Genomic DNA, 23,864 nt, shown 5'->3' on the forward strand with positions numbered 1-23,864 from the left:
ACGCTTCAGCCATAACAAAAAGGCTCCGGTATCGGAGCCTTTTTGTTGCTGTTGTCCGCCCGGGCTATTTTTTCTCGGGCAACATATTGGTCAGTGTGTTGTCCTTGAGCACATGATGGTGATAGATGGCCGCCGCAGCATGCAGGGCTATCAGGGCATAGCCTATGTTGGCCAGCGTCTCGTGCAGCTCTTTTATCGTTCCCTTCAAGCCATCATCCGGCGCGATAAGGGCGGGCAGTTCTAATCCGAAGAAGGGGATGGGCTTGCCACCCGCGCTCAGCAGCAGCCAACCCAGCAGCGGCGTCAGGATCAAGAAGCCGTACAGGGCCAGATGGGCGAGGTGGCCGAGCTTGAGCATCAGGGGCGAGGGGGCGGGCACTATGCGCGGTGAGGGGCTGCCAAAGCGCACCAGCAGTCGCGCCACCACCAGCGCCAGAATGAGCAAGCCCACCATGAAGTGGCACTCCTTCATCAGGTCGCGTCCGGCCGAGCCCTTGGGGAAAATATCCCTGAACTCCATCAGCCCATAGACGGCCACCATCAGCAGCAGGGTCAGCCAGTGCAACCCTATGCTCAGGCTGCCATAACGTTGTTCCGTATTCTTCAGCATCTTCATCTCCTTCCGGAGGGCGCATTGCATCGCCCTGGTCCATCCCGTCACGCACGGCGCCGGGATCCCGTGGTTTCCACACCCATGCTACAAGGCTGGCCGGACAATGCCTTGATCTCGAACGCGCTTTTGCATCGGATTGCCCTTGCCCGGTCAGGGGACTAGCTAACCCCAGATGGCTAAGGGGCAGGTGGATCCAAGGTGTTGCGCATAAAAAAACCGAAGCCCAGGGCTTCGGTTTTTTGTTGCAGCAGCTGGCACCAGCCAGCGTTGCATTATTTCTTGATGCGGATAACCGGGGTCTCGCCCACGGTCACGGCGCCAGTCATCTTGATCAGCTCTTTGATCTCGTCCATGTTGGAGATGACGACCGGAGTCAGGGTAGACTTCGCCTTGGCTTCCAGTACGGCCAGATCGAACTCGATGATGGTATCACCGCGCTTGACCTTCTGACCTTCCTGGGCGATGCGGGTGAAGCCTTCGCCTTTCAGCTCGACGGTGTCGATACCGAAGTGAACGAACAGTTCGATACCAGAGTCGGATTCCAGAGAGAACGCGTGGTTGGTCTCGAAGATCTTGCCGATGGTGCCGTCGCACGGAGCAACCATCTTGTTGCCAGCCGGCTTGATGGCGATGCCGTCACCGACGATCTTCTCGGCGAAGACAACGTCAGGCACATCTTCGATGGGCACGATTTCGCCAGACAGCGGAGCGAAGATTTCGATGCCGCCGGTGTCAGAACTGTCATCGGAGACCAGTTTCTTCAGTTTATCAAACAGACCCATAGTAAAAGCTCCTAGAGATGATTGTCGCTGTTTGCAGCCGATCTTAGCAGACTGCCTTCTGCTTAATAAAGTTATCTACACAGGCTTCGATTTCGGCGGCGGTCGCATAGCTCAGAGCTTGGTCTGCCATTGCCTTCACATCTTCGAAGTTGGTGTTGCGGATAAGCTTCTTGATACGCGGTACAGAGATGGCGCTCATGGAGAACTCATCCAGACCCATACCCAGCAGCAGCAGGGTGGCGCGTTCGTCACCAGCCAGTTCACCGCACATACCGGTCCACTTGCCATTGTCATGGGAAGCGTCGATTACCATCTTGATCAGGGTCAGGACGGAGGGTGACAGCGGGTTGTACATGGCGGAAATCATCTCGTTACCACGATCGACAGCCAGGGTGTACTGGGTCAGGTCATTGGTACCGATACTGAAGAAATCCACTTCCTTGGCCAGATGATGAGCCATCACGGCAGCAGCCGGGGTCTCGATCATGATACCCACTTCGATGGATTCATCAAAGGCTTTGCCGTCGGCACGCAGTTCGGCCTTCAGCTGTTCCACGGTTGCCTTGAGGCTGCGGAACTCTTCGACGGAGATGATCATCGGGAACATGATGCGCAGCTTGCCGAAGGCAGAGGCGCGCAGTATGGCCTTCAGCTGGGCGTGCATGATGTCTTCGCGATCGAAGAAAATACGCACGGCACGCCAGCCCAGGAAGGGGTTCATCTCTTTCGGGAAATTCATGTAGGGCAGTTCTTTGTCGCCGCCGATGTCCATGGTGCGGACGATGATCGGCTGATCCGGCATGGCCTCTGCCACTTCTTTGTAGGCCTTGAACTGTTCCTCTTCGGTCGGCAGCGCATCACGGTCCATGAACAGGAACTCGGTGCGGTACAGACCCACGCCTTCGGCGCCATTACGGATGGCACCCTCGGTATCCTTGACGGTACCTATGTTGGCGCAGACTTCGACCTGATGACCATCCAGCGTGATGGCGGGCAGATCTTTCAGCTTGGCCAGTTCGTCCTTCTCGGCCTGGAACTGGGCCTGGAATTTCTTGGCTTCAGCCAACTGCTCGGCGGTCGGGTTGATGATGATCTGGTTGTTGATGCCATCCAGAATCAGCATGTCACCGTTGTTGACGCGCGCAGTGATGTCGTTGGTGCCCACTATGGCCGGCAGCTCCAGGGAGCGGGCCATGATGGAGGTGTGAGAGGTACGGCCACCGATGTCGGTGACAAAACCCAGCACGTATTTCAGGTTGATCTGAGCGGTTTCGGACGGAGTCAGGTCTTTGGCGACCAGGATGACCTCTTCGTCTATGGTGCTCAGGTTGACAACGGCGATGCCCAGCACGTTCTTCACCAGACGGGTACCGATGTCACGGAAGTCGGTGGCGCGCTCGCGCAGATAGGGGTCATCCAGCTCGGCCATCATCTTGGCGTACTGTTCGATCACCTCATAGATGGCTTTGTCGGCGGACGCCTTGTTGTCTTTGATGAAGGATCTGATATCCCCTTCCAGCTCCTCATCTTCGAGCAGCATGATGTGGCCTTCGAAGATGGCCTCTTTTTCTTCACCGAAGGTACGACCGGCCATCTCTTTGATGGCTTCCAGCTGTGCGGCTGACTTGGTGCGGGCTTCGAGGAAGCGGTTGATCTCGACGTCAATCTGGTCAGCAGAAATCTTGCCCTGATTGATAACGATTTCATCTTCTTTCAGAAGAAGCGCCTTACCGAATGCGATACCGGGGGACGCAAGAATGCCAGATATCATAATCCTTCCTATTAAAACGACTGTGGGGGAGGAGTAAAGCTGGATTACTCCAGCTCGTCCATCAGGGCAACCAGCTTCTCAACGGCTTTCTGAGCGTCCGGGCCGTCGGCCTGGATGGTCACGTTGGTGCCTTTGGTCAGGCCCAGGGTCTGCAGCTTGAACAGGCTCTTGGCGCTGGCGGATTTGCCACCGGAGACCACAGTGATCTCGCTTTGGAATTCTTTGGCTTCTTTCACGAACTGAGCTGCGGGACGGGTGTGCAGGCCGTTTTCAGCAGTAATAACAACAGACTTCTCGTACATGGTTTCACCCCATATTATTGATATTGTGTGGAGAGATGGTCGCTAATGAGGCTTCCTGTCTCACCGTGTCAGTATGGATATGTTGTAAAGTAACGAAATCAGACCTGCAATGGTTTAATCCAGGTCAATTTTCTGTGCAGTATTCGGCGTCCAGGCTAAGTCTTTTCGTTATCGGGCTGAAAGCCGCGTCAGGACTGGCCTGAAATTAATTTATAACGAAAAATAACACTTTGTTACCTTGTGATACCTAGCCGGTAAACACCTCGTGACGCGGCACAGGATATGAGATTTATCACAGAATGTCTGCTTTTTTTGTCAGGCCCAAGTTTGTTATTTTACCCCAAAAAATAAGGGGCCGACTGACACTGATGGCTACTGAGTTTAGCGCATAATGAAAACGGCGCCCCAGGGGCGCCGTTGTTTTGATGTAAGACGATCAATTACTGCTGCAGTTCCTGCTCGCTGAACACGCCGGCGAAGAGGGCGCTGGAGAGGTAGCGTTCGGCGGCGCTCGGCAGCACGACGACGATGGTCTTGTCCTTGAACTCCGGCAGCTCGGCCAGACGGGCGGCAGCCACCACGGCGGCGCCTGAGCTTATCCCCGCCAGTATGCCTTCCTCTTCCATCAGGCGGCGAGCCATCTCGATGGACTCCTCGCTGCTCACCTGTTCGACGCGATCCAGCAGTGTCAGGTCCAGGTTGCCCGGAATGAAACCGGCGCCTATGCCCTGGATCTTGTGGGGGCCGGGTTTGATCTCTTCACCCGCCAGTTTCTGGCTGATGACGGGGGACTCGGTCGGTTCGACCGCGACCGAGATGATGGCCTTGCCCTTGGTCTGCTTGATATAGCGGGAGACCCCTGTGATGGTGCCGCCGGTACCGACACCTGCCACAAACACATCCACCTCGCCGTCGGTGGCATCCCAGATCTCGGGGCCAGTGGTCTGCTCATGGATCTCGGGGTTGGCGGGGTTTTCGAACTGCTGCAGCAGCACATACTTGCCCGGCTCGGATTCCAGGATCTCGTTGGCCTTGGCGATGGCGCCCTTCATGCCGAGGGGGCCTTCGGTCAGCACCAGGTTGGCGCCGAGCGCCTTGAGCAGCTTGCGACGCTCCAGGCTCATGGTGGCCGGCATGGTCAGGGTGATGGGATAGCCACGGGCAGCCGCCACGAAAGCCAAGGCAATACCCGTGTTGCCGCTGGTAGGCTCGATGATCTCCTTGCCCTGGGTCAATACACCGCGTTTCTCGGCATCCCAGATGAGATTGGCACCGATCCGGCACTTGACGCTGAAGCTGGGGTTGCGGCTCTCGATCTTGGCCAGCACGCGGCCCTTGGTAACACGGTTGAGACGAACCAGCGGGGTGTTGCCTATGGTCTGGCTGTTGTCCTCAAAAATTTTGCTCATGGTGCTATCCCTGTGTTTGTTAAGGCGATGAAACAAGATTACCCTGTGGTTTCTGAATGAGAAGTGACGAATCGTTATAACAATATGTTATTACAACATATAGAACTTATTCTCTCTCGCCGAAGGACCTTGAGGTTCTCCTGCGACCAAAGGAATGGATCTCATGGGATTTGCAGGAAGCGATCGCTATCTCGCATCAAGGTCACTGAGTATGGCCGTCAATGCCGCCATAGTGCTGGAGAAGCCGCTGCTGATCAAAGGTGAGCCGGGCACCGGCAAGACGGTGCTGGCCGAGGCGATCGCCGAGTCGCTCGGTGCCGACCTCATCAGCTGGCACATCAAGTCCACCACCAAGGCCCAGCAGGGGCTCTATGAATACGATGCGGTGGCCCGGCTGCGGGACTCCCAGCTCGGGGATCCCCGGGTGGGGGAGATCCACCACTACATTCGTCGGGGCAAATTGTGGCAGGCGTTTTGCGCCGAGCAGCGCCCTGTGCTGCTCATCGATGAAATTGACAAGGCCGACATCGAGTTTCCCAACGATCTGTTGCTGGAGCTGGATCGGATGGAGTTCGACGTCTACGAGACAGGGGAGCGGGTCAAGGCGCGCCAGCGTCCCGTGGTCATCATCACCTCCAACAATGAAAAAGAGCTGCCGGACGCCTTCCTGCGCCGCTGCTTCTTCCATTACATCCGCTTCCCCGACAAGGCCGAGATGCAGGCCATAGTCCAGCTGCACCATCCGGATCTCAAGGAGAGCCTGCTCGCTGAGGCGATGGATCTCTTCTTCGAGCTGCGTAATGTGGAGGGGCTGCGCAAGAAACCCTCCACCTCAGAGCTCTTGGACTGGATCCGCCTGCTGCTGGCCGATGACATAGCCCCCGAGGCGCTGCGCAGCCGGGAGCCGGGCAAGCTGGTGCCCGCCCTCTATGGCGCCCTGCTCAAGACGGAGCAGGACTTGCACCTGTTCGAGAAGCTGGCCTTCCTGGCGCGGCGCGGCGGCTGAATGCTGATCGACTTCTTCACCCATCTGCGTCGTCACCAGCTGCCCTGCAGCCTGCGCGAGTTGCTGGATCTCCATGGTGCCCTGGCGGCCGGACTCGCCAGCGTGGACATGGACGACTTCTATCGCTTGTCCCGCTGCCTGCTGGTGAAGGACGAGGCCCACCTCGATCGCTTCGATCGCGCCTTCGCCGAATACTACCAGGGGCTGGAGGCCATCCCCCTGCTGCCCGAGACGCTGCCGGATGACTGGCTGCGCCAGGAGTTCGAGCGGCTGTTGAGCTCTGAGGAGAAAGCCTTGCTCAACTCCCTCGGCGGGCTCGACAAGTTGCTGGAGACCCTCAACCAGCGCCTGCGCGAACAAAAGGCGCGCCACGCCGGCGGCAACAAGTGGGTGGGCACAGGGGGCAGCAGCCCGTTCGGCCATGGCGGCTTTCACCCGGAGGGGATCCGCATGGGAGGCGAGGGCCAGCATGGCAAGGCAACCAAGGTGTGGGAGGCGCGCTACTACCGCAACTTCAGCGACGACTCGCCGCTCGGCCAGCGGGCCATCCAGTTGGCCCTGCGCAAGCTCAGGCGCTGGGTGCGCAAGGGCAATCCCTCGGAGCTGGATCTCGACGACACCATCAGCAGCACGGCCCGCCAGGGCTGGCTCGATGTGAAGTTGCGCCCCGAGCGTCACAACGGGGTCAAGCTCTTGGTGTTCTTCGATGTGGGGGGCTCCATGGATGCCCACGTGGCCGAGGTGCAGCGCCTCTTCAGTGCCCTGCGCCACGAGTTCAAGCACCTGGTGTTCTTCTATTTTCACAACTGCCTGTACGACTTCGTCTGGCAGGACAACAGCCGCCGGGCCCAGGAGCGCGTCGATACCCTGAGCTTGCTGCGCACCTACGGCAGCGACTATCGGGTGATTTTTGTGGGGGACGCCAAGATGGGCCCCTACGAGATCACCCGGCCCGGCGGCAGCGTGGAGCAGTGGAACGAGGAGCCCGGCCAGGTGTGGCTCGAGCGCCTGCAGCATCACTTCCCCAAGCTGGTGTGGATCAATCCGGTCCCCAGGCAGGAGTGGCTCTGGTACCCCTCCATCAAGTTGATGAATGACGTGATTGGCGGGCGCATGCACCCGCTGACCCTGGCTGGTCTCGCCGCAGCGATCGATCAGCTATGAACCTCTGAACCCAAAAAAACAGACAAGCCGGGATTGCACCCGGCCAGGAGCAAAGATGACCTCTATCGTAATCAGTGGCTCAGGCCTCTATACCCCGCCCTTTGCCGTCAGCAACGAAGAGCTGGTGGCGGCCTTCAACCAGTATGTGGATCTCTACAACGAGGAGAACGCCTCCGCCATCGACGCCGGTCAGCTGGCGGCCAAGCAGCACTCGAGCTGCGAGTTCATCGAGAAGGCCTCGGGCATCAAGAGCCGCCATCTGGTGAGCAGGGAGGGGGTGCTGGATCCCGACATCATGCAGCCCCTGCTGGCGGAGCGCCCCGATGACCAGCCCTCCATCATGGTGGAGATGGCGGTGGCCGCCGCCGAGCAGGCGCTGATCGCCGCCGGTCGCGAGCCCGGCGAGATAGATCTGGTCATAGTGGCGGCCTCCAACATGCCGCGTCCCTACCCGGCGCTGGCCATCGAGCTGCAGCACTATCTGGGGGCGAGCGGCATGGCCTTTGACATGAACGTGGCCTGCTCCTCCGCCACCTTCGGCATCAAGACGGCGGCGGATCTGCTGGCGGCCGGCACCGCCAGACTGGCCCTGGTGGTGAATCCCGAGATCTGCTCGGGGCATCTCAATTTCCGCGATAGAGACAGCCACTTCATCTTCGGCGACGCCTGCACCGCAGTGCTGCTGGAACGGGAGGCCGACTGCAAGGTAGCCAATCCCTGGCAACTGGTGGCGAGCAAGCTGGTGACCCAGTACTCCAACAACATCCGCAACAACTTCGGCTTCCTGAACCGCTTCAGCCCGCGTACCCGCTATGGAGATGACAAGCTGTTCCGCCAGCAGGGGCGCAAGGTGTTCAAGGAGGTGCTGCCCCTGGTGTGCGACCAGATAAGCGCTCAGCTCTATGAGCAGGGGTGGGCGGCAGACTCCTTGAGCCGGCTCTGGCTCCATCAGGCCAACCTCACCATGAACCAGTTCATCGGCCGCAAGCTGCTGGGGCACGATGCCAGCCAGCAGGAGGCGCCGGTGATCCTGGACAGCTACGGCAACACCAGCTCGGCGGGCTCCGTCATCGCCTTCCACCTGTTCAACCAGGACTTGCCGAGCGGGGCCCGCGGTGTGCTCTGCTCCTTCGGCGCCGGTTACTCCATCGGCAGCCTGCTGTTGCAGCGCCTCTGAGTGCCGCCATCCGGCGGCAGCAAAAAACCACCCGGGCGGGTGGTTTTTTTATGGGCCTGGGCTGGCGAAGATCAGGCGGGCTCTATGGCCGACACCAGGCAGTCGGGCTCGCTGATGCGAAAACGCACATTGAGGTCGAACAGCCTGACGCCGTACTCCTTGTCGTCCGTCTTGCCCTTCTTGTAGGCGGGGCGGGGATCCTGGGCCAGTACCTCGCTCACCAGCTGGCGCAGCTCGGGGTGGGCCTTGAGCCAGGGTGTGAGCTGCTGCTCCGCCTCCGGGCTGAAGCTCACCGACAGCGGCGGTGTGGGGGCCTCGGGGGCGAAGCCGCCCCGGGCGTGGGGCAGGCTGTCGGCATAGGGAATATAGGGCTTGATATCGACCACAGGGGTGCCGTCCAGCAGATCCACGGCGCCGAGATCGAGCCACAGCTTGCCACGCTCTCGGCCCACCCCGTGCAGCTCGACCACGGAGAGGCCGAGGGGATTGGGGCGGAAGGTGGAGCGAGTGGCAAAGACCCCGACCCGCTCGTTGCCGCCGAGGCGCGGCGGACGCACCGTCGGGTGCCAGCCCTGGGCCATGGTCTGGTGAAACACGAAGCTGAGCCAGAGGTGGGAAAACTGCTCTATGCCCCGCAGCACATCCGGCTGATCGTAGGGAGGCAGCAGCTCCAGGCGGGCGCGGGCCGATTTGACCAGGCCGGGCTGGCGGGGGATGGCGAACTTCTCCTTGTAGGGAGAGCGGATGATCCCTAGGGTGTCGATGTCGAACTTCATGGCGGATCCTGGCTGAAAACCCCGGCAATGTAGCACAGCCGGACCGAAAACGCAGGCGTCGCCACAGGAGGGAGCCCTTGCCGCCCGCTGTGATCCCGGTCGCAGAGCGTGGCATCCGAGGCTGTGCCCTGGCGTCAACTTGCGTAGGGTGGGGAAGAAAGGGATTGGCCGGGTCATGGCACCGCGGCGCACAGGAGAGACAGGGATGAAACTGCTTATTATCGGCGGCACCGGGTTCTTGGGCCGCCACCTCACCTCGCTGGCCCTGGATTGGGGTCATGAGGTGACGCTGTTCAATCGGGGTCACCGTCAGCACCCTGACTGGCGCGAGCTGACCCAGCTGCAAGGGGACAGGGATCATAACCTGGATCCCTTGCTGGGGGAGGGACTGCACTGGGATCTGGCCATAGACACCTGCTGCTATGACCCAGCGCAGGCGGCCAGCCTCTCGGCGGCCCTGCTCGGGCGCTGCGAGCGGCTCATCTTCATCTCCACCATCAGCGTCTATCGTGACTTCGCCCGGCCCGAGATGGACGAGTCGGCGCCACTGCACGAAGTGGCCCCCGGCGAGTCAGCCAGTGACTATGGTCCGCTCAAGGTATTGTGCGAGGCCGAGTATCGGGCCCGCTGGGGGGAGCGGCTCTGCATACTGCGCCCCGGCGTGCTGTGCGGCCCCTTCGACCCGACCGGCCGCCTGGCCTGGTGGGTGCAGCGGGTGCAACAAGGAGGATCCTGGCTGTTGCCGGGGGAGGGGCAGGACAGGCTGCAATACCTGGACGTGCGTGACTGCGCCGAGTTCGTGCTGCGGGCCGCCGAACAGCGGCTGGAGGGCTGCTTCAACCTCGTCAAGCCCGGCATCTTGCTGGTGGACTGGGTGGAGCGTCTGGCGGCCCGCCTGATACCGGCTTCCCCCCTGCAACCTGAGTGGACCCCCTGGCCCGCCCTGATCGAGGCCGGGGTCGAACCCTGGCAGAGCTATCCCACGCTGCTGCCCAACACCCAGGCCGAGTTTGCCGGCTATGGCAGCATCAGTGCCGAGGCCGCCATCGTTCATGGCCTGAACTTCCGGCCGCTGGAGGAGACGGTGGCCGATCTGGTGGCGTGGCTGGTGACCAACGAGCAGACGCCCCTGGCTGGCATGACCCTGGCCGAGGAGGCGGCGTTGCGGCAGCGGGTGCGGGAGCTCTCACCGTCATAGGTCGGCAGGGGGAGCGCAGAGGCAAACGAGAGAGGGCACCCCGGGGTGCCCTCTCTCGTTTTTCCCTGGCGTCAGCGCAGCAGCGCGCCGCAGCCGACCAGCAGCTCTTTCAAGATGCTGCGATGACAGCGGGACTCCTGCTCGCAATAACAGCCTACCGACAGCTGGGTATGGTGGGAGAGGGCCGCCAGCAGCGCCAGATCGTGGCGGGCAGCGGGGCTGGCCATCTCGGCCTTGTACTGCTTGCAGAAGGCGGCCCACTGGGCCGGGGTCTCGGCGGCCTGGCCCAGCTTCATGGTTTCGGGACTGGGGGCCAGGTTGGGGAACCAGACGTCGTACCAATCCTGGCTGGCAAAATCGCTCTTGGGCACGCCGCGAGGCGGACGGCGCACTGTGCCGATGCGCAAGCCTTCACCCTCGAGACGGGGGCTGCCGAGGCGAACTATGGCGAGAGCCATGCCGAGACCTTACTTCTCTTCGGCAACTTTCAGCGCCTGGCCGTAGCAGATCACCTGCTTCAGGCAGCCCGGCACGTCGCTGAATTCGGCGCACTTGTCGAAGCTGACGCCGTTGCCGCCCATGTCGGCCACGCGGCGACGAGCCAGGGTGCGGGCCTCACCGGCATTGGGCACCGCCTGGTTGGCGTCGGCCTGGCAGGATTCGCCCTCGACTGTGCCGAGGTAGAGGTAGTTGAGGTCGGCGAGCTGGTTCTGCTCATAGATCCGGACGCCGCCCGGCTTGAAATACTCGTCGAAGTTTTCCTTGTCCAGATTGCTGTTGAAGGCGAAGTCGGCACAACCGGAGGCAATCAGGGGCATCATCAGGATCAGGCGTTTCATGTCGAGGTCTTGTTGAACAGTGAGGGGGCCATTATAGGGGTCAGTCGCTGCCTGCGGCCAGCCCCATTTTTCGCCCGGGAGGCGAGGTGTGACGGGGATCTTGGCACTATCCACACGACAAGGGGCACATCAGTGCCCCTTGTTCATTTGCTTTCATCAGGCGGGAGCCAGCCGCTGGTGCAGGCTGCGGTAGTAGTCATCTTCCAGCAGTGCCTGGTGCGGGGCGCAGAGGCGGATCTTGCCCTCTTCCATCAGGGCCACCCTGTCCATCTGCTCCAGCCCCAGCAGGCGGTGGGAGATGAGCAGCAGGGAGCGCTCTGCCCCCAGCTTGAGCAGCAGGGCCATGATCTCCCGCTCGGTCTGGCTGTCGAGGCCTTCGGTCGGCTCATCCAGCAGCCAGAGCGGCGCGTCGTGCAGCAGGGCGCGGGCTATGCCGATGCGGCGGCGCTCCCCGCCGGAGAGGGGACGGCCGCCATCCCCGAGCCAGGCGTCCAGCCCGCTCTCGGCCTCTTCATCCTCGCCTGCCAGCAGGGTGGTGAGACCCACCTGGGTGAGGACTTCGGTCAGCCGCTCGTCGCTGGCGTCGGGGGCGGCCAGCTTGAGGTTGCCGCGCAGGGTATCGGCAAACAGATGCACCCGCTGGCTCACCACTGAGCAGGAGGCGCGCAGGGCCCCTTCGCCATACTGGGTCAGCGGCTTGCCATCCAGCAGTATCTCGCCGGTCTGGGCCGTCCACTCCCGGGTCAGCAAGCCCATCAGGGTGGACTTGCCACACCCTGTCTGTCCCAGCAGCGCCAGCTTCTCGCCGGGGTTCAGTTGCAGGGTGCAGCCTCGCAGCACGGGGCCGTCCTGGCCCGGGTAGGTGAAGTGGAGATCCCGTATCTGCAAGGCGCCTTGAGTCGCGGGCGCTTGCTCCTCTCCCCACTCTGGCGCCTTGGCCTCTTGCAGTATCTCGTTGAGACGACGGGCCGAGGTGAGGCTGGTGGAGAGGTGCTGGAAGGCACCCGCCAGGGGCAGCAGCGCCTCGAAGCTGGCCAGGGTGGCGAACACCATCAGCGCCGTGATGGGGTCCGGGGGGCCACCGCCGACGCCGTGACCGGCGAGCCACAGCATCAGGGTCAGGGTCCAGCCGCTGAGCAGCTGCACCGAGAAGCTGGCGAGGCCGCTCACCCTGGCCATGCGGGCCTGGGCCTGGATCAGGGCCTGCTCGGCCTGTTGCAGCTCGGCCAGCGCCTTGGGGGCGGCGGCGAACATCTGCAGCTCGGCATGGCCGTCCAGGTAATCCACCATGCGGGTGCGCATGGTGGATTTCTCGGCGATGAGTCGACGACCTGGGGCCCGACCGGCGAAATAGAACACCAGCGGCAGGGCCAGCATGCCGAAGAGCAGTATGGCCCCCAGGGTCAGCGCCAGGCGGCTGTCAAAGAAGGAGAGGAAGAACACCAGCCCGGCGCAGCTGAGCAGGGCCGCTCCTATGGGGGTAACGAGGCGCAGGTAGACGTGATCCATGGCGTCGATGTCGGCCACCAGACGGTTGAGCAGATCCGCCTGACGAAAACCGGCCAGGGTGCCGGGGGAGAGGGGGGAGAGTCGTTGCCAGAACCAGACCCGCAACCGGGTGAGCACCCGGAAGGTGGCGTCGTGGCTCACCACTCGCTCACCCCAGCGGCTGGCGGTGCGCACTATGGAGAAGAAGCGCACCCCGCCGGCCGGGGTCATGTAGTTGAAGGTGTCCCGGCTGGCGACCGCCAGCCCCGCCACGGCGGCGGCGGAGAGGAACCAGCCTGATAAAGAGAGCAGCCCCATCCCGGCCACCAGGGTGACCAGGGCCAGCAGCAGGCCGAGGGAGAGGCTGAGCCAGTGCTGGCGGTAGAGACGCAGGAACGGCAGTAGATCAGTCATCGAGAGAATCCCCTGAACGTTGGGACAGCAGACGGGCGAAGGGCCCCTGTGCCTGGCAGAGTTGTGCGAAGTGGCCTTGCTCCACCAGCTGGCCGCGCTCCAGCACCAGTATGTTGTCCATCTGGCTGAGCTGATCGAGGCGGTGGGTGATCATCAGCAGGGTCTGGCCCACTGCTGCCTGTTCGAGTGTGCTCATGATGGCGCGCTCGGAGTGGCGATCCAGGCTGGCAGTGGGTTCATCAAGCACCATCAACTGGGTGGATTTGAGCAGGGTGCGGGCCAGGGCGAGGCGCTGGGCCTGACCGACGGAGAGGCCACCGGCCTGATCCCCGACCGGATAGTCGAACCCCTTTTCTTTGGCAAATTCCCAGGCCTGGGCCCGTACCAGGGCCGCTTCCAGCTCGGCATCGCTGGCCGTGGGCCTGGCCAGCAGCAGGTTGTCTCTCAGGGAAGCGTGGAACAGCTGGGGGTTCTGGGAGAGCCAGCCCAGTTGCAGCCGCCACTGGCTCATGTCCAGCTCGGCGAGCTCCTGGCCGTTGACGCAGAGCGAACCGCGATAGGGGGCAAAGCCGAGCAAGGCGTTGACCAGCGAGCTCTTGCCAGCCCCGCTGATCCCGACCAGAGCGGTGCGCGTGCCTGCCTCAAGGGTGAAATCGATGGGGCCGACCAGCACCTTGCCCTCGGCGCTCAGCACCTCCAGGGCGCGGGCCTCCACCCTGATGGGGCCATCTGCCTGGAAGGGGGCACTCCCTGAGGCCGGTTCGCTGACCTCGGCCTCGAGAAACTCCAGCAACTGCTCGGCGGCGCCTATGGCCTGCGCCTTGGCGTGGTAGTGGGCGCCGAGTTCCCGCAGCGGCGCGTAAAACTCGGGAGCGAGAAACAGCACGAACAGGCCGGTAAAGAGCGTCACCTTGACGCCATAGTTACCGAAGTTGAGGTGATCTATGTAGGAGAAGCCGAAGTAGACCGCCACCAGGGCCACCGCGATGGCGGCGAAGAACTCCAGCACGGCCGTGCTCAGGAAGGCGAGTCGCAGCACCTCCATGGTGCGCTCCCGAAAATCTTCCGAGGCGTCGCGAATGGCCTCACCCTCCGCCTGGGTGCGCATGAAGAGCTGCAAGGTACGCAAGCCCTTGAGGCGATCGAGGAAGTGGCCGGAGAGCCGCGCCAGGGACTGGAAGTTGCGGCGGTTGGCATCGGCGGCGCCGACGCCCACCAGGATCATGAAGAGCGGGATGAGGGGCGCTGTGCCGAGCAAGATGATGCCGGCGGCCCAGTTGACCGGGAACACGGCCACCAGGATCACCAGGGGGATGAAGACGGCTATGGCCATCTGGGGCAGATAGCGGGAGAAGAACTCCTGCATGTCTTCAATCTGCTCGAGCAGCAGGCTGGCCCAGCTGCCGGCGGGGCGGCGCTGGATATAGGCAGGGCCGAGGCGGGCTAGGCGGGTGAGCACCAGCTCGCGGATGGCCTGGCGCACCGCACTGCCCGCCTTGAAGCTTGCCACCTCACGGCCATAGGCCAGCGCGGCCTTGGTCAGGGTTACCAGCAGCAGGGTAATAAAGAGGGGAATGGACTGCTCGGGCGTGGTGCCCTCTATGATGAAGCCGTGGAGCAGGGTGGCCAGCAGCCAGGCCTGCATCACCATCAGTATGCCCTGACCCATGCCGAGACCAATGGAAAGGCCGATCCAGCGCCGGCCATGGCCCGATTGTTTGCGCAACCAGCCATAGAGATGTTTCTGCTTGTTCTTGTCCATTACCACCCTCCTCGGTCGAGTGGCGCAAGACTATCGTCGCCCCCACGGCTTGGCAACCTCGCAGATCCGGGAGTGTGAAGGTCTTTGTTTGAAAAAGCAGCTTCATGCTCAATAGTTGGTCGAACAGCTTGATTTATGGCAAAAAACACGAAGGCGGTGATTGCGCTCGTCGGCAAAATGCATATAGTAGAGGCCACTGACGCGGGTGTAGTTCAATGGTAGAACGGTAGCTTCCCAAGCTGCATACGTGGGTTCGATTCCCATCACCCGCTCCACATTCTGATACCCGGTACCTGTCCCGTCTCGTTGCTGCCTCCTTCTGGCACGTCTCTTCAGACGCCGATTCCATGCCTTGTATCTACTGCGTTCTTGATGCCTTGCGGGCATCGTATAATGGCTATTACCTCAGCCTTCCAAGCTGATGATGCGGGTTCGATTCCCGCTGCCCGCTCCAGCTTTCATGCAAAAGCCCACTCGACCGAGTGGGCTTTTTGTTTTGGCGGGCTCGCGCAGTGGCGCCCGCCACAAACAGAAGAGGCGCCCGCAGGCGCCTCTCGCTTCACCGGGCAGGGGGTTATTCCTGCTCCAGCTCGCCACAGAAGCGGTAACCTTCGCCATGAATGGTGGCGATGATCTCCGGGGTGTCGCCCACGCTCTCGAAGTGCTTGCGAATGCGGCGTATGGTGACATCCACTGTACGGTCGTGGGGCTTGAGCTCACGGCCCGTCATCTTCTTGAGCAGCTCGGCACGGGTCTGGATCTGGCCCGGGTTCTCGCAGAAGTGCAGCATGGCACGGAACTCGGAGCGGGGCAGCTTGAACATGTCGCCCGCCGGGCTGACCAGGGCACGGCTGTTGATGTCCAGCGCCCAGCCATTGAACAGGTAACGCTCCACCAGCTTCTTCTCTTCGCCACCGGCGGCCACGTTCATGGTGCGGCTCAGCAGGTTGCGGGCACGAATGGTCAGCTCGCGGGGGTTGAACGGCTTGGTGATGTAGTCATCGGCGCCAATCTCCAGCCCCAGTATCTTGTCCACTTCGTTGTCACGGCCGGTCAGGAACATCAGGGCTATGTTGTCATCTTCACGCAGCTCGCGTGCCAGCAGCAGGCCATTCTTGCCCGGCAGGTTGATGTCCATGATCACCAGGTTGATGGTGTGGCTGGTCAGGGCTTGATGCATCTCGTCGCCATTGTTGGCTTCCAGCACTATGTAGCCTTCGGCCTCGAAGATGCTCTTGAGGGTGTTGCGGGTGACCAGCTCGTCTTCGACGATCAGAATATGTGGTGTTTGCATGAGTATTCCCAGATTCTTATCAGTTAATTATCGAAATTTTAACACTCTTTGGCGTTATCCGACCGGTCCTGAAAATTTATTACGTCATCCTGGGTATGAATATCAGGTCGAATCATCGCGAATTTGGTATCTATGTTGGCAAACATCCCTGTGCCGCACATAGGCTCTCAACAAGTCTGATCGAGAGAAGCCTGGAAGGGTAGTCCATTACAAAAGTTGCTGCATTTTATCAGTTAACAGGCGCATAACAACACTCTTTGCCGTCAGATAGCAACTTTTTAACTCAGGTTTGATATAAGTCAATCCCGAGGTTCGCTGCATCATACTTGGGCTGGCCCGCTTTTTCGCCCTTAAGAAATGTAATGGGATGCAACATGTGGTTGACATGACTTTGTGGGAAAACTACAGAAATGTGTGTTTTATTGCCCCCTTCGCCCCGCCCCCCTGGCCTGCCTATGCCATCGTCACGGCATGGAATCCGGCCAGCCGGTGGGTGGGGATGCGCCGCAACGCCCGGCGTCAACGCGCCTTGTCACGCCAGCTTGCCGATGCCCTGGTGATGGGGCCCGTGTGGGGCAGCGATCCGGATGAGCGCTGGCAGGAGGCATCCCTGCTGCTGCATCTCCCTCGGGCCGAAGCCATGCGGCTGGCCGCCCGCTTCGGGCAGAACGCCCTCTACTGGGTGGAGGAGGGGGAACTCTGGCTGGTGCCCGTCCTGCTGAAGGGGGCGCCATGCCACCTTGGCAAGCTGGCGTCCCGCTGGACTCTCAGATCCTGTGCATGATGAGAGGCTGAACGGGTCACACCATACGGGGATAGCGGCGGCTCGCTGGATTGTCAGCCTGTCCACATGATGAAAGAATGAGCGGACTCATTCACTCCATGGAAGGATGCTGACAATGCTGGATCTACTGCCCGACCTTTGCGATCAACATGGCGATGCCCTGCAGGTGGCAGAGCCGCTGTTTCACGATTATGGCGGCAAGCCGCTGTTTTACGGCCAGGCGGTCACCCTCTCCTGCTTCGAGGACAACAGCCTGGTGCGCGAACTGGTTAACCGTCCAGGTCATGGCAAGGTGATGGTGATCGATGGGGGCGGCTCCCTGCGCCGGGCGCTGCTGGGGGACCAACTGGCCATCAAGGCGGTGGAGCAGGGATGGGAAGGGATCCTTATCCACGGTGCCGTGCGGGATCTGGGTACCCTGGCGACGCTGGCGCTGGGGGTCAAGGCGCTGGCGGCCTGTCCGGTCAAGACCGAGAAACGCGGACAAGGGGAGCTGGATGTGGTGCTGTCGTTTGCCGGGGTCAGCATAGCGCCAGGGGATTATGTCTACGCCGATCTCAATGGCGTGCTGGTCAGTGGCGCCAGGCTCCTCTGATCCCTCAGAAGTTGAAACCTACCCCCAGGGTGAGGAAGTGCTCTGTGCTGAAGGCACTGAGGCCGTAGTTGGCCGTGATGGCCAGCTGCGGCGTCACCAGCAGGCTGCTGTTGAGCTCCACCAGGGTGCTGGCCTTGCTCACTTCCAGCTGTTTGAGCTGGCTGCCGATGTTGAGCGAGGGGGAGAGGCGGTAGCGCACCCCCGAGCTGATATTGAAACCGGCCTGTTCGCTGTGGCGCCCCACTGCGGGCCCGGCCTCCATGTAGAGGCTGATGTCATCCTCTACCGGATACTGGTAGCCGGTGTTGATGAGCCAGATATCGAAATTGTCGCCGGTATGGGTTTGGTTGCCGAGCAATACGCCGGAATAGCTTTTCACGTAGAGCTGGCTGTCTGATTCGGTCTGGAGAAAACTCCAGTCGGCAGCCTGGGCCGAAAAGGCGAGGCTTGATGCGAGTGCGATGACGAGAGACTTGACCATTCGTTTCCCCTCCCTGGGTCCGAACAGGACTACAAGCATGGCACATGCCAGCAGGGAGTAAAGGGAACCCCGATCACAATAAAAGAGTTTTAATCGACGCCAGAGTCGTGCTAAACAAGCCCCCTCACTCTGTGTCTTCACGACTTTCTCCATCACGAGGTGAACTCATGAACAAGAAACTGACCCTGCTGGCCGCGCTGGCCCTGGGAGGCTGCGCCATGGCAACGGGTTCCACCCTGGCAGAGCTGCAAGCATCCACCTGGCAGTTGCAAGGGGCGAGCGGTGATACCTTCACCCTGCAGGTCGCCGGTGACAAGGTGGCGGGCAAGGGCGGCTGCAACCGCTACTTTGGCGGCATCACCCAGCAGGGCGACGGCGTATTGACGCTGGGCGCCATGGGCTCGACGCGCATGATGTGCGCAGGGGATCTGGCCGGCAAGGAGATGAACTACCTGCAGACGCTGGAGAAGGTGGCGAGCTTCCAGATAAGCGGTAAACAGCTGGTGCTGAAGGATGCGGGCAAGGCCACGCTGCTGACCTTCGATGCGGTGAAATAAGCGGGCTTGTCGTCAGGGGCTGTCGCAGCCTGACGCCAGAAAAAGGGACGCCACGGCGTCCCTTTTTGCTGCTTCAACCGGGCTCATCCCCCCCGTTGAAAACGAAAGCGCTTCTTGCGCCTGTAGGGATAGACATCCTCGAACACCCCCTCCTTGATGTTGCCCTGCAGCATCTTCCAGTAGTTGGCATCGAACAGCTCCTTGTGTACCTGCATCATGATCTCCCGCACCTGGGGCTTTTGCAGCAGGAAGGTGGCGAACTCCTCGGGGAAGATGTCGTTCGGGGCCACCGAATACCAGGGCTCGGCGCTCCACTCGTCCTCCGGGTAGCGCGGCGGCGGGATCTGGCGAAAGTTGCACTCCGTCATGTAGCAGATCTCGTCGTAGTCGTAGAAGACCACCCGGCCGTGGCGGGTCACGCCGAAGTTCTTGAACAGCATGTCACCCGGGAATATGTTGGCCGCCGCCAGTTGGCGGATGGCGTTGCCGTACTCCTCCAGGGCGAGCCTGGTCTGCTGCTCGTCCGCCTGATCCAGATAGAGGTTCAGCGGGATCATCTTGCGCTCTGTGTAGAGGTGCTTGATCACCAGCTTGTCGGCTGTGATGGTGAGTGCCGACGGCGCCACCGACTTGAGCTCGGCCAGGAGCTCGGGGGAGATGCGGTCCAGGGGAAACTCGAAGTTGGTGAACTCCTGGGTGTCGGCCATGCGGCCCACCCTGTCGTGCTGTTTCACCAGCCGGTATTTCGCCTTCACCTGTTCGTGGCTCACATCCTTGGGCGGGGTGAACTCGTCTTTGATCACCTTGAACACCACATCGTAGGAGGGGAGGGTGAACACGCTCATCACCATCCCCTTGATGCCGGGGGCGATGACGAACTGCTCCCGGCTCTGGGCCAGGTGCTGCTGGTAGTGGCGATAGAGCTCCGTCTTGCCGTGCTTCTGGCAGCCGATGGCGTTGTAGATCTCGTAGTCCGGCTTGCGGGGCATGATCTGGCGCAGGAAGAGCACGAACAGGGCCGGCACAGGGGCATAGACCATGAAGTAGGCGCGGGCGAAGCCGAATACGATGGAGGCCAGCTCCGGCTCGAAGATGACGGTGTCCACATAGATGCTCTGGCCCGTGCTGAGCAGGGGCAGGATGAAGGGATGCACCTCGCCTTTCACCCGAATGAGCCCCACCAGGTAGGCCCCCTTGTTGCGGTAGAACACCTCCTTGAGCAGCTCGATGGCGAACGGCTCCTCGTGCAATATGGCCGGGCCGCTCTCTGCCAGATGGCGGTGAATGTCGATGATGTCCCGCTGCTTGTCCTCAAAGGGCAGGGTGAAGCTGTAATCCCCGAGCAGCTGGCTCAGGGTCTGGGGCAGGTGGGCGAGGTCGGTGCGATAGACTCGCAGCAAGGCGCTCAGATCCGGGTGCTCCCCCCGGCTGCGAAAGGGGTGGATGTAGAGGTTCTCGTCGCGGATGTTGCGATGGCGGAAGATCCGGCGATAGACGGAGTTGAAGAAGGACTCCGCCACCTCGAAGTTCTCACAGCGGGGCAGCAGATCGCTGAAGGCTCCCTTCACCTGCTTGAGCAGGGCCTGGGTCGGCAACTGCTCCCCCATCATCTGCTTGATGAGGGCCGTGGTGGCGCCGACGTGATGATCATAGAGGCGAATGCGCTCGCGCCCGGCGAGCTGCACCCCCAACCAGTCGCTGTTCTCGAAGCGGCTCTTGCTGCCCTGGGTTATCTCGAGAAAGCGGCTGTAAAACGATTCGAAACGCTGCAAGATCGTCTCGGCGACCGCCTGTTCCAATGGCTGCTGCATCTCTCTCTTCCTTGTGATGTATCGGGCCCATGGCGTCTGTGCCGGTAGGTCGGGGGCCCACTCGTCCGGCCACTATGGCAACATCCAAACATCTGTTCAAGTGGCAATGTTCGGGGATAAACGGTAGATTGCGCCCCTGTTTTGCCGGCGGTTTGCTGCAGTTCGCGGCGTCGGCCCTGTTCAGGAGAAACCCGATGAAACTCTATTTTGTACTGGTGGCCCCCGCTCGCGCGGCGAACGTGGGTGCGGCCGCCCGCGCCATGAAAACCATGGGCTTCGATGCCATGCGACTGGTGGGGAGCCGGGTACACGAAGAGGAGGAGGCGAGCTGGGTCGCCCATGGCGCCCAGGAGATCCTGGCCGAGGCTGAAGCCTTCGACACCCTGGAAGCGGCCCTGGCCGACATGGATCTGGTGGTCGCCACCACGGCCCGCCAGCGCGGCCGCTATCAGCACTACCTCACCCCGGCCGAGATCCGCGATCAGATCCGCGCCAAGCCTTCCCTTGGGAAGGTGGCCATCGTGTTTGGCTGCGAGGAGTCGGGTCTCTCCAACGAGCAGCTTGCCCAGGTGGATCTCATCAGCTACCTGCCCCTCAAGGTGAGTTATCCCTCTTTGAATCTGGGGCAGGCGATCATGCTGTATGCCTACGAGATGAGTCCCCTGCTGGACGAGCCCCAGGTGGTAGCAGAAAATTTTGATGGTGCCGGGCAGGTTCGCGTACTCAAATCAAAAACAGCAGAATTACTTGGTGAACTCGGAGTTTCTCAGGATGAAAAACTGCATCAATGGGTAATGGACCGAGTGCCCATGCTGCCGCAGCGGGATCTGAATATGCTGCATCTGCTCTGCAAAGACCTTGCGCGCCGATTTGGGCGTGAGTAGCAAAGAGGTTTAGGTTGACAGCCCAAGGTCCGGCAAGGTATTGCTAACAACCAGTTTCGTTCAAGAGTGTTCGTCATGCAGCTATTCACCAACATCACCACCACCACCATTATTACCGGTACCACCACAGGTGGCACTGGGGCCGGTTGATGCGCTGACGAACAAGCACAGAAATCTTAAAAGGCCCGTACCCACCCAGTACGGGCCTTTTTGTTGGATTGGTTTTTAGATTGAATTTCATAGATTTACAGGGAGAGAAAGCGATGAGAGTGTTGAAATTTGGCGGGTCGTCACTGGCCGACGCAGAGCGTTTCTTACGGGTCGCCGATATTGCGGTGAACACCCACGGCCAATCCCAGGTTGCCCTGGTGCTGTCGGCACCGGCCAAGGTGACCAACCACCTGGTCGCCCTGGTGGAGCAGACCAGTCGCGGCATGGATGCCAGCGCCACCCTGTTCGAGATCAACGGCATCTTCTCCCGTCTGCTGGCGGGCCTGAAGGCGGCCTACCCGGCGCTGGATGACAAGGCGCTGCAGTCTCGTCTCACCAATGAGCTGGATCAGGTCGAGCGCCTGATGCAGGGCATCCGCCTGCTGGGCCTCTGCCCGGACAACGTCCAGGCCCGCATCCTGAGCCGGGGGGAGAACCTCTCCATCGCCTTCATGCACGAGCTGCTGCGGGTGCGCGGCCTCGAACTGGATCTCATAGTGCCGGAGCAGTTGCTGGTGACCGACGGCGGTTATCTCGAAGCCCATGTGGACATCGAGGCCTCCCGCCTGCGCTTTGCCGCCAAAGGCTTGCGCACCGATTGTCTCTACCTGATGCCGGGCTTCACCGGTGGCAGCGACAAGGGCGAAACTGTGCTGCTGGGCCGTAACGGCTCTGATTACTCCGCCGCCGTCTTGGCCGCATGCGTCGATGCAGAGTGCTGCGAGATCTGGACAGACGTGGAAGGTTGCTACAACTGCGACCCGCGCCTGGTGCCGGATGCCTATCTGCTCAAAACCCTCTCCTATAAAGAGGCGATGGAGCTCTCCTACTTCGGCGCCAAGGTGCTGCACCCGAAAACCATAGCCCCCGTGGCCCAGTTCCACATTCCCTGCCTCATCAAGAACAGCTTCAACCCGCAAGGGCCGGGCACCCTGATCGGGGTCGATCAGGGGGATGATGACCTGAAAGTGAAGGCCATCTCGGATCTCTCCGGCATGTGCATGTTCAACGTCTCCGGCCCCGGCATGAAGGGCATGGTGGGCATGGCGGGCCGCATCTTCTCCGCCGTCTCCCGCGCCGGGGTCAGCATAGTGCTGATCACCCAGTCATCCTCCGAGTACAGCGTCAGCTTCTGTATCCACAGCTATGACAGCGACAAGACCCGCAAGGTGCTGGAGCGCGAGTTCGAGCTGGAATTCAAGAACCAGCTGCTGGACCCGCTCGAGATCATGACAGATCTCGCCATCATCTCTCTCATCGGTGACGGCATGCGCACCAGCAAGGGGATGGCTGCGCGCTTCTTCACCTCCCTGGCCCAGGCCTCCATCAACATAGTCGCCATCGCCCAGGGCTCGAGCGAGCGCTCCATCTCTGCCGTGGTGCGGGATCGCAAGGTGGCGGAAGCCATCAAGGCGTGCCACCAGAACTTCTTCGGCAGCCAGCAGTTCATCGATCTCTTCGTGGTCGGTGTGGGCGGCGTCGGCGCGGCCCTGGTGGATCAGATTGCCCGCCAGCAGCCGGTCTTGGCCGAGCAGGGCACTGGCCTGCGGGTGGTCGGCATCGCCAACAGCCGCCAGATGGCGGTCAACAAGGATGGGCTGAGCCTCGCCAATTGGCGTGAGCAGCTGGTGGAAGCCCGTGACAGCTTCAGCCTGGAAGCGGTGAAGAAGCTGGTGGAAGAGAGCCACCTCATCAACCCGGTGATCGTCGATTGCACCTCGAGCGAGGCCGTCGCCGTCCAGTATGCGGACTTCCTGGCCGCCGGTTTCCACGTGGTCACCCCGAACAAGAAGGCCAACACAGGGTCGCTGGATTACTACAAGGCGCTGCGCCGCACCGCCCGCCAGACCCGCCGCAAGTTCCTCTATGAGACCAACGTGGGCGCGGGCCTGCCGGTCATCGAGAACCTGCAGAACCTCATCAAGGCCGGTGACAAGCTGCGCGCCTTCGACGGCGTCCTGTCCGGGTCGCTCTCCTTCATCTTCGGCAAGCTGGACGAGGGGATGGCTTTCTCCGACGCCACCAAGATTGCCCGTGGCAACGGCTTCACCGAGCCGGATCCTCGCGACGATCTCAACGGCATGGACGTGGCTCGCAAGCTCTTGATCCTGGCCCGTGAGGCCGGCATGGCGCTGGAGCTTTCCGATGTGGAAGTGGAGCAGGCGCTGCCACCTGGCTTTGATGTGAGCGGCGATGTGGAGTCCTTTATGGCTCGTCTGCCCGAGGCCGATGGCTGGTTCCGCGATCAGTTCGCCCTGGCTCAGAGCGAGGGCAAGGTGCTGCGCTACGTGGGCTCCATCGAAGGAGGCAAGTGCAAGGTCGCCATCAAGGCGGTCGGTGCCGACGAGCCCCTGTTCAAGGTGAAAGACGGAGAGAACGCGCTCGCCTTCTTCTCCACCTATTACCAGCCCATCCCCCTGGTGCTGCGCGGCTATGGCGCAGGGACCGAAGTGACCGCCGCCGGCGTCTTCGCCGACGTGCTGCGCACCCAGAACTGGAAGCAGGAGCTGTAACATGAGTTCAGCGATGAACCCCGATTTTGAACAA

The 23,864-nt window shown here is 61.4% G+C and carries 22 protein-coding genes and 2 tRNA genes; 11 read left to right on the forward strand and 13 right to left on the reverse strand.

Annotated elements, in window-relative coordinates; translation table 11 throughout:
* Positions 1 to 64: 64 nt before the first annotated feature.
* The 5 genes from Aeroheme_RS06190 to cysK all read right to left on the reverse strand — a co-directional run bounded on the left by Aeroheme_RS06190 (position 65) and on the right by cysK (position 4,877).
* Positions 65 to 610 carry a cytochrome b gene (locus Aeroheme_RS06190; RefSeq protein WP_163157852.1) on the reverse strand — a complete coding sequence of 182 codons (546 nt, stop codon included), beginning with the start codon at positions 608 to 610 and terminating at the stop codon, positions 65 to 67.
* 275 nt (positions 611 to 885) lie between these two features.
* On the reverse strand, positions 886 to 1,395 hold the full coding sequence (gene crr / locus Aeroheme_RS06195) for a PTS glucose transporter subunit IIA (RefSeq protein WP_005325875.1): 510 nt from the start codon (positions 1,393 to 1,395) through the stop codon (positions 886 to 888).
* A 43-nt stretch (positions 1,396 to 1,438) separates the two neighbouring features.
* Positions 1,439 to 3,166: a phosphoenolpyruvate-protein phosphotransferase PtsI gene (ptsI, locus tag Aeroheme_RS06200; RefSeq protein ID WP_234691719.1), complete on the reverse strand. Its 1,728-nt coding sequence runs from the start codon at positions 3,164 to 3,166 to the stop codon at positions 1,439 to 1,441.
* A gap of 44 nt (positions 3,167 to 3,210) precedes the next feature.
* Positions 3,211 to 3,468: an HPr family phosphocarrier protein gene (locus tag Aeroheme_RS06205; RefSeq protein ID WP_005303128.1), complete on the reverse strand. Its 258-nt coding sequence runs from the start codon at positions 3,466 to 3,468 to the stop codon at positions 3,211 to 3,213.
* Positions 3,469 to 3,908: 440 nt separating this feature from the next.
* Positions 3,909 to 4,877, reverse strand: a complete 969-nt coding sequence (gene cysK, locus Aeroheme_RS06210) for a cysteine synthase A (RefSeq protein ID WP_234691720.1) — start codon at positions 4,875 to 4,877, stop codon at positions 3,909 to 3,911.
* 163 nt (positions 4,878 to 5,040) lie between these two features.
* Between cysK and Aeroheme_RS06215 the strand changes: the two genes are divergently transcribed.
* From Aeroheme_RS06215 to Aeroheme_RS06225, 3 genes are read left to right on the forward strand one after another with little or no spacing between them, the layout of a single operon-like run.
* On the forward strand, positions 5,041 to 5,883 hold the full coding sequence (locus Aeroheme_RS06215) for an AAA family ATPase (protein WP_411166885.1): 843 nt from the start codon (positions 5,041 to 5,043) through the stop codon (positions 5,881 to 5,883).
* Positions 5,884 to 7,047: a vWA domain-containing protein gene (locus tag Aeroheme_RS06220; protein ID WP_411166886.1), complete on the forward strand. Its 1,164-nt coding sequence runs from the start codon at positions 5,884 to 5,886 to the stop codon at positions 7,045 to 7,047.
* Positions 7,048 to 7,102: 55 nt separating this feature from the next.
* The gene (locus tag Aeroheme_RS06225; RefSeq protein ID WP_411166887.1) at positions 7,103 to 8,224 is read left to right on the forward strand and encodes a beta-ketoacyl-ACP synthase III; all 1,122 of its coding nucleotides are present in this window, start codon (positions 7,103 to 7,105) and stop codon (positions 8,222 to 8,224) included.
* A 71-nt stretch (positions 8,225 to 8,295) separates the two neighbouring features.
* On the opposite strand, the gene tsaA is transcribed toward Aeroheme_RS06225, so the two are convergent.
* Entirely contained in the window at positions 8,296 to 9,000 is a 705-nt protein-coding gene (tsaA, locus tag Aeroheme_RS06230) for a tRNA (N6-threonylcarbamoyladenosine(37)-N6)-methyltransferase TrmO (protein ID WP_411166888.1), read from the reverse strand.
* Positions 9,001 to 9,205: 205 nt separating this feature from the next.
* Here tsaA and Aeroheme_RS06235 point away from each other — a divergent pair, with 205 nt between their 5' ends.
* Entirely contained in the window at positions 9,206 to 10,198 is a 993-nt protein-coding gene (locus tag Aeroheme_RS06235; RefSeq protein ID WP_411166889.1) for an NAD-dependent epimerase/dehydratase family protein, read from the forward strand.
* Positions 10,199 to 10,269: 71 nt separating this feature from the next.
* Here the strand turns inward: Aeroheme_RS06235 and Aeroheme_RS06240 are convergent, their stop codons facing one another.
* The 4 genes from Aeroheme_RS06240 to cydD form a co-directional block, all read right to left on the reverse strand.
* Positions 10,270 to 10,656, reverse strand: coding sequence for a DUF488 domain-containing protein (locus Aeroheme_RS06240; RefSeq protein WP_408847051.1), 387 nt, complete (start codon positions 10,654 to 10,656; stop codon positions 10,270 to 10,272).
* A 9-nt stretch (positions 10,657 to 10,665) separates the two neighbouring features.
* Positions 10,666 to 11,037, reverse strand: a complete 372-nt coding sequence (rcsF, locus tag Aeroheme_RS06245) for an Rcs stress response system protein RcsF (RefSeq protein ID WP_005325859.1) — start codon at positions 11,035 to 11,037, stop codon at positions 10,666 to 10,668.
* A 156-nt stretch (positions 11,038 to 11,193) separates the two neighbouring features.
* Entirely contained in the window at positions 11,194 to 12,939 is a 1,746-nt protein-coding gene (gene cydC / locus Aeroheme_RS06250) for a heme ABC transporter ATP-binding protein/permease CydC (protein ID WP_411166890.1), read from the reverse strand.
* Complete coding sequence (gene cydD, locus Aeroheme_RS06255; RefSeq protein WP_168234620.1) at positions 12,932 to 14,701, reverse strand: heme ABC transporter permease/ATP-binding protein CydD; 1,770 nt, start codon at positions 14,699 to 14,701, stop codon at positions 12,932 to 12,934. Before cydD ends, cydC begins: the two co-directional genes overlap by 8 nt.
* 201 nt (positions 14,702 to 14,902) lie before the next feature.
* On the opposite strand from cydD, the gene Aeroheme_RS06260 reads away from it, so the two are divergent.
* Positions 14,903 to 14,976: transfer RNA gene (locus Aeroheme_RS06260), tRNA-Gly, on the forward strand.
* A 104-nt stretch (positions 14,977 to 15,080) separates the two neighbouring features.
* A tRNA-Gly gene (locus Aeroheme_RS06265) sits at positions 15,081 to 15,155 on the forward strand.
* A 120-nt stretch (positions 15,156 to 15,275) separates the two neighbouring features.
* Here Aeroheme_RS06265 and arcA read toward each other — a convergent pair.
* Positions 15,276 to 15,995: a two-component system response regulator ArcA gene (arcA, locus tag Aeroheme_RS06270; protein WP_010673581.1), complete on the reverse strand. Its 720-nt coding sequence runs from the start codon at positions 15,993 to 15,995 to the stop codon at positions 15,276 to 15,278.
* Positions 15,996 to 16,380: 385 nt separating this feature from the next.
* Between arcA and Aeroheme_RS06275 the strand changes: the two genes are divergently transcribed.
* Complete coding sequence (locus tag Aeroheme_RS06275) at positions 16,381 to 16,779, forward strand: DUF3293 domain-containing protein (protein WP_411166891.1); 399 nt, start codon at positions 16,381 to 16,383, stop codon at positions 16,777 to 16,779.
* A gap of 115 nt (positions 16,780 to 16,894) precedes the next feature.
* Positions 16,895 to 17,374: a putative 4-hydroxy-4-methyl-2-oxoglutarate aldolase gene (locus tag Aeroheme_RS06280; RefSeq protein ID WP_025327745.1), complete on the forward strand. Its 480-nt coding sequence runs from the start codon at positions 16,895 to 16,897 to the stop codon at positions 17,372 to 17,374.
* A gap of 4 nt (positions 17,375 to 17,378) precedes the next feature.
* Here the strand turns inward: Aeroheme_RS06280 and Aeroheme_RS06285 are convergent, their stop codons facing one another.
* Entirely contained in the window at positions 17,379 to 17,855 is a 477-nt protein-coding gene (locus Aeroheme_RS06285) for a hypothetical protein (RefSeq protein ID WP_106886207.1), read from the reverse strand.
* Positions 17,856 to 18,022: 167 nt separating this feature from the next.
* Here Aeroheme_RS06285 and Aeroheme_RS06290 point away from each other — a divergent pair, with 167 nt between their 5' ends.
* Complete coding sequence (locus Aeroheme_RS06290; protein ID WP_111910041.1) at positions 18,023 to 18,412, forward strand: META domain-containing protein; 390 nt, start codon at positions 18,023 to 18,025, stop codon at positions 18,410 to 18,412.
* A gap of 83 nt (positions 18,413 to 18,495) precedes the next feature.
* Here the strand turns inward: Aeroheme_RS06290 and aceK are convergent, their stop codons facing one another.
* On the reverse strand, positions 18,496 to 20,223 hold the full coding sequence (gene aceK, locus Aeroheme_RS06295) for a bifunctional isocitrate dehydrogenase kinase/phosphatase (protein ID WP_111910042.1): 1,728 nt from the start codon (positions 20,221 to 20,223) through the stop codon (positions 18,496 to 18,498).
* A gap of 194 nt (positions 20,224 to 20,417) precedes the next feature.
* On the opposite strand from aceK, the gene Aeroheme_RS06300 reads away from it, so the two are divergent.
* Both Aeroheme_RS06300 and thrA read left to right on the forward strand, forming a co-directional pair.
* A complete protein-coding gene (locus Aeroheme_RS06300) occupies positions 20,418 to 21,107 on the forward strand; it encodes a tRNA/rRNA methyltransferase (protein WP_290072061.1) in 690 nt (229 codons plus the stop codon).
* A 263-nt stretch (positions 21,108 to 21,370) separates the two neighbouring features.
* Positions 21,371 to 23,830: a bifunctional aspartate kinase/homoserine dehydrogenase I gene (gene thrA / locus Aeroheme_RS06305; RefSeq protein WP_234675918.1), complete on the forward strand. Its 2,460-nt coding sequence runs from the start codon at positions 21,371 to 21,373 to the stop codon at positions 23,828 to 23,830.
* Positions 23,831 to 23,864: the final 34 nt, after the last annotated feature.

Origin of the sequence: Aeromonas sp. DSM 116730 (assembly GCF_046581335.1) — a bacterium.
GTDB lineage: Bacteria > Pseudomonadota > Gammaproteobacteria > Enterobacterales > Aeromonadaceae > Aeromonas > Aeromonas rivipollensis.

Coding starts and splice junctions, on each gene's coding strand:
- Aeroheme_RS06190 (WP_163157852.1), bottom strand. CDS start 610: ATGCTGAAGAATACGGAACAACGTTATGGCAGCCTGAGCATAGGGTTG.
- crr (WP_005325875.1), bottom strand. CDS start 1,395: ATGGGTCTGTTTGATAAACTGAAGAAACTGGTCTCCGATGACAGTTCT.
- ptsI (WP_234691719.1), bottom strand. CDS start 3,166: ATGATATCTGGCATTCTTGCGTCCCCCGGTATCGCATTCGGTAAGGCG.
- Aeroheme_RS06205 (WP_005303128.1), bottom strand. CDS start 3,468: ATGTACGAGAAGTCTGTTGTTATTACTGCTGAAAACGGCCTGCACACC.
- cysK (WP_234691720.1), bottom strand. CDS start 4,877: ATGAGCAAAATTTTTGAGGACAACAGCCAGACCATAGGCAACACCCCG.
- Aeroheme_RS06215 (WP_411166885.1), top strand. CDS start 5,041: ATGGGATTTGCAGGAAGCGATCGCTATCTCGCATCAAGGTCACTGAGT.
- Aeroheme_RS06220 (WP_411166886.1), top strand. CDS start 5,884: ATGCTGATCGACTTCTTCACCCATCTGCGTCGTCACCAGCTGCCCTGC.
- Aeroheme_RS06225 (WP_411166887.1), top strand. CDS start 7,103: ATGACCTCTATCGTAATCAGTGGCTCAGGCCTCTATACCCCGCCCTTT.
- tsaA (WP_411166888.1), bottom strand. CDS start 9,000: ATGAAGTTCGACATCGACACCCTAGGGATCATCCGCTCTCCCTACAAG.
- Aeroheme_RS06235 (WP_411166889.1), top strand. CDS start 9,206: ATGAAACTGCTTATTATCGGCGGCACCGGGTTCTTGGGCCGCCACCTC.
- Aeroheme_RS06240 (WP_408847051.1), bottom strand. CDS start 10,656: ATGGCTCTCGCCATAGTTCGCCTCGGCAGCCCCCGTCTCGAGGGTGAA.
- rcsF (WP_005325859.1), bottom strand. CDS start 11,037: ATGAAACGCCTGATCCTGATGATGCCCCTGATTGCCTCCGGTTGTGCC.
- cydC (WP_411166890.1), bottom strand. CDS start 12,939: ATGACTGATCTACTGCCGTTCCTGCGTCTCTACCGCCAGCACTGGCTC.
- cydD (WP_168234620.1), bottom strand. CDS start 14,701: ATGGACAAGAACAAGCAGAAACATCTCTATGGCTGGTTGCGCAAACAA.
- arcA (WP_010673581.1), bottom strand. CDS start 15,995: ATGCAAACACCACATATTCTGATCGTCGAAGACGAGCTGGTCACCCGC.
- Aeroheme_RS06275 (WP_411166891.1), top strand. CDS start 16,381: ATGACTTTGTGGGAAAACTACAGAAATGTGTGTTTTATTGCCCCCTTC.
- Aeroheme_RS06280 (WP_025327745.1), top strand. CDS start 16,895: ATGCTGGATCTACTGCCCGACCTTTGCGATCAACATGGCGATGCCCTG.
- Aeroheme_RS06285 (WP_106886207.1), bottom strand. CDS start 17,855: ATGGTCAAGTCTCTCGTCATCGCACTCGCATCAAGCCTCGCCTTTTCG.
- Aeroheme_RS06290 (WP_111910041.1), top strand. CDS start 18,023: ATGAACAAGAAACTGACCCTGCTGGCCGCGCTGGCCCTGGGAGGCTGC.
- aceK (WP_111910042.1), bottom strand. CDS start 20,223: ATGCAGCAGCCATTGGAACAGGCGGTCGCCGAGACGATCTTGCAGCGT.
- Aeroheme_RS06300 (WP_290072061.1), top strand. CDS start 20,418: ATGAAACTCTATTTTGTACTGGTGGCCCCCGCTCGCGCGGCGAACGTG.
- thrA (WP_234675918.1), top strand. CDS start 21,371: ATGAGAGTGTTGAAATTTGGCGGGTCGTCACTGGCCGACGCAGAGCGT.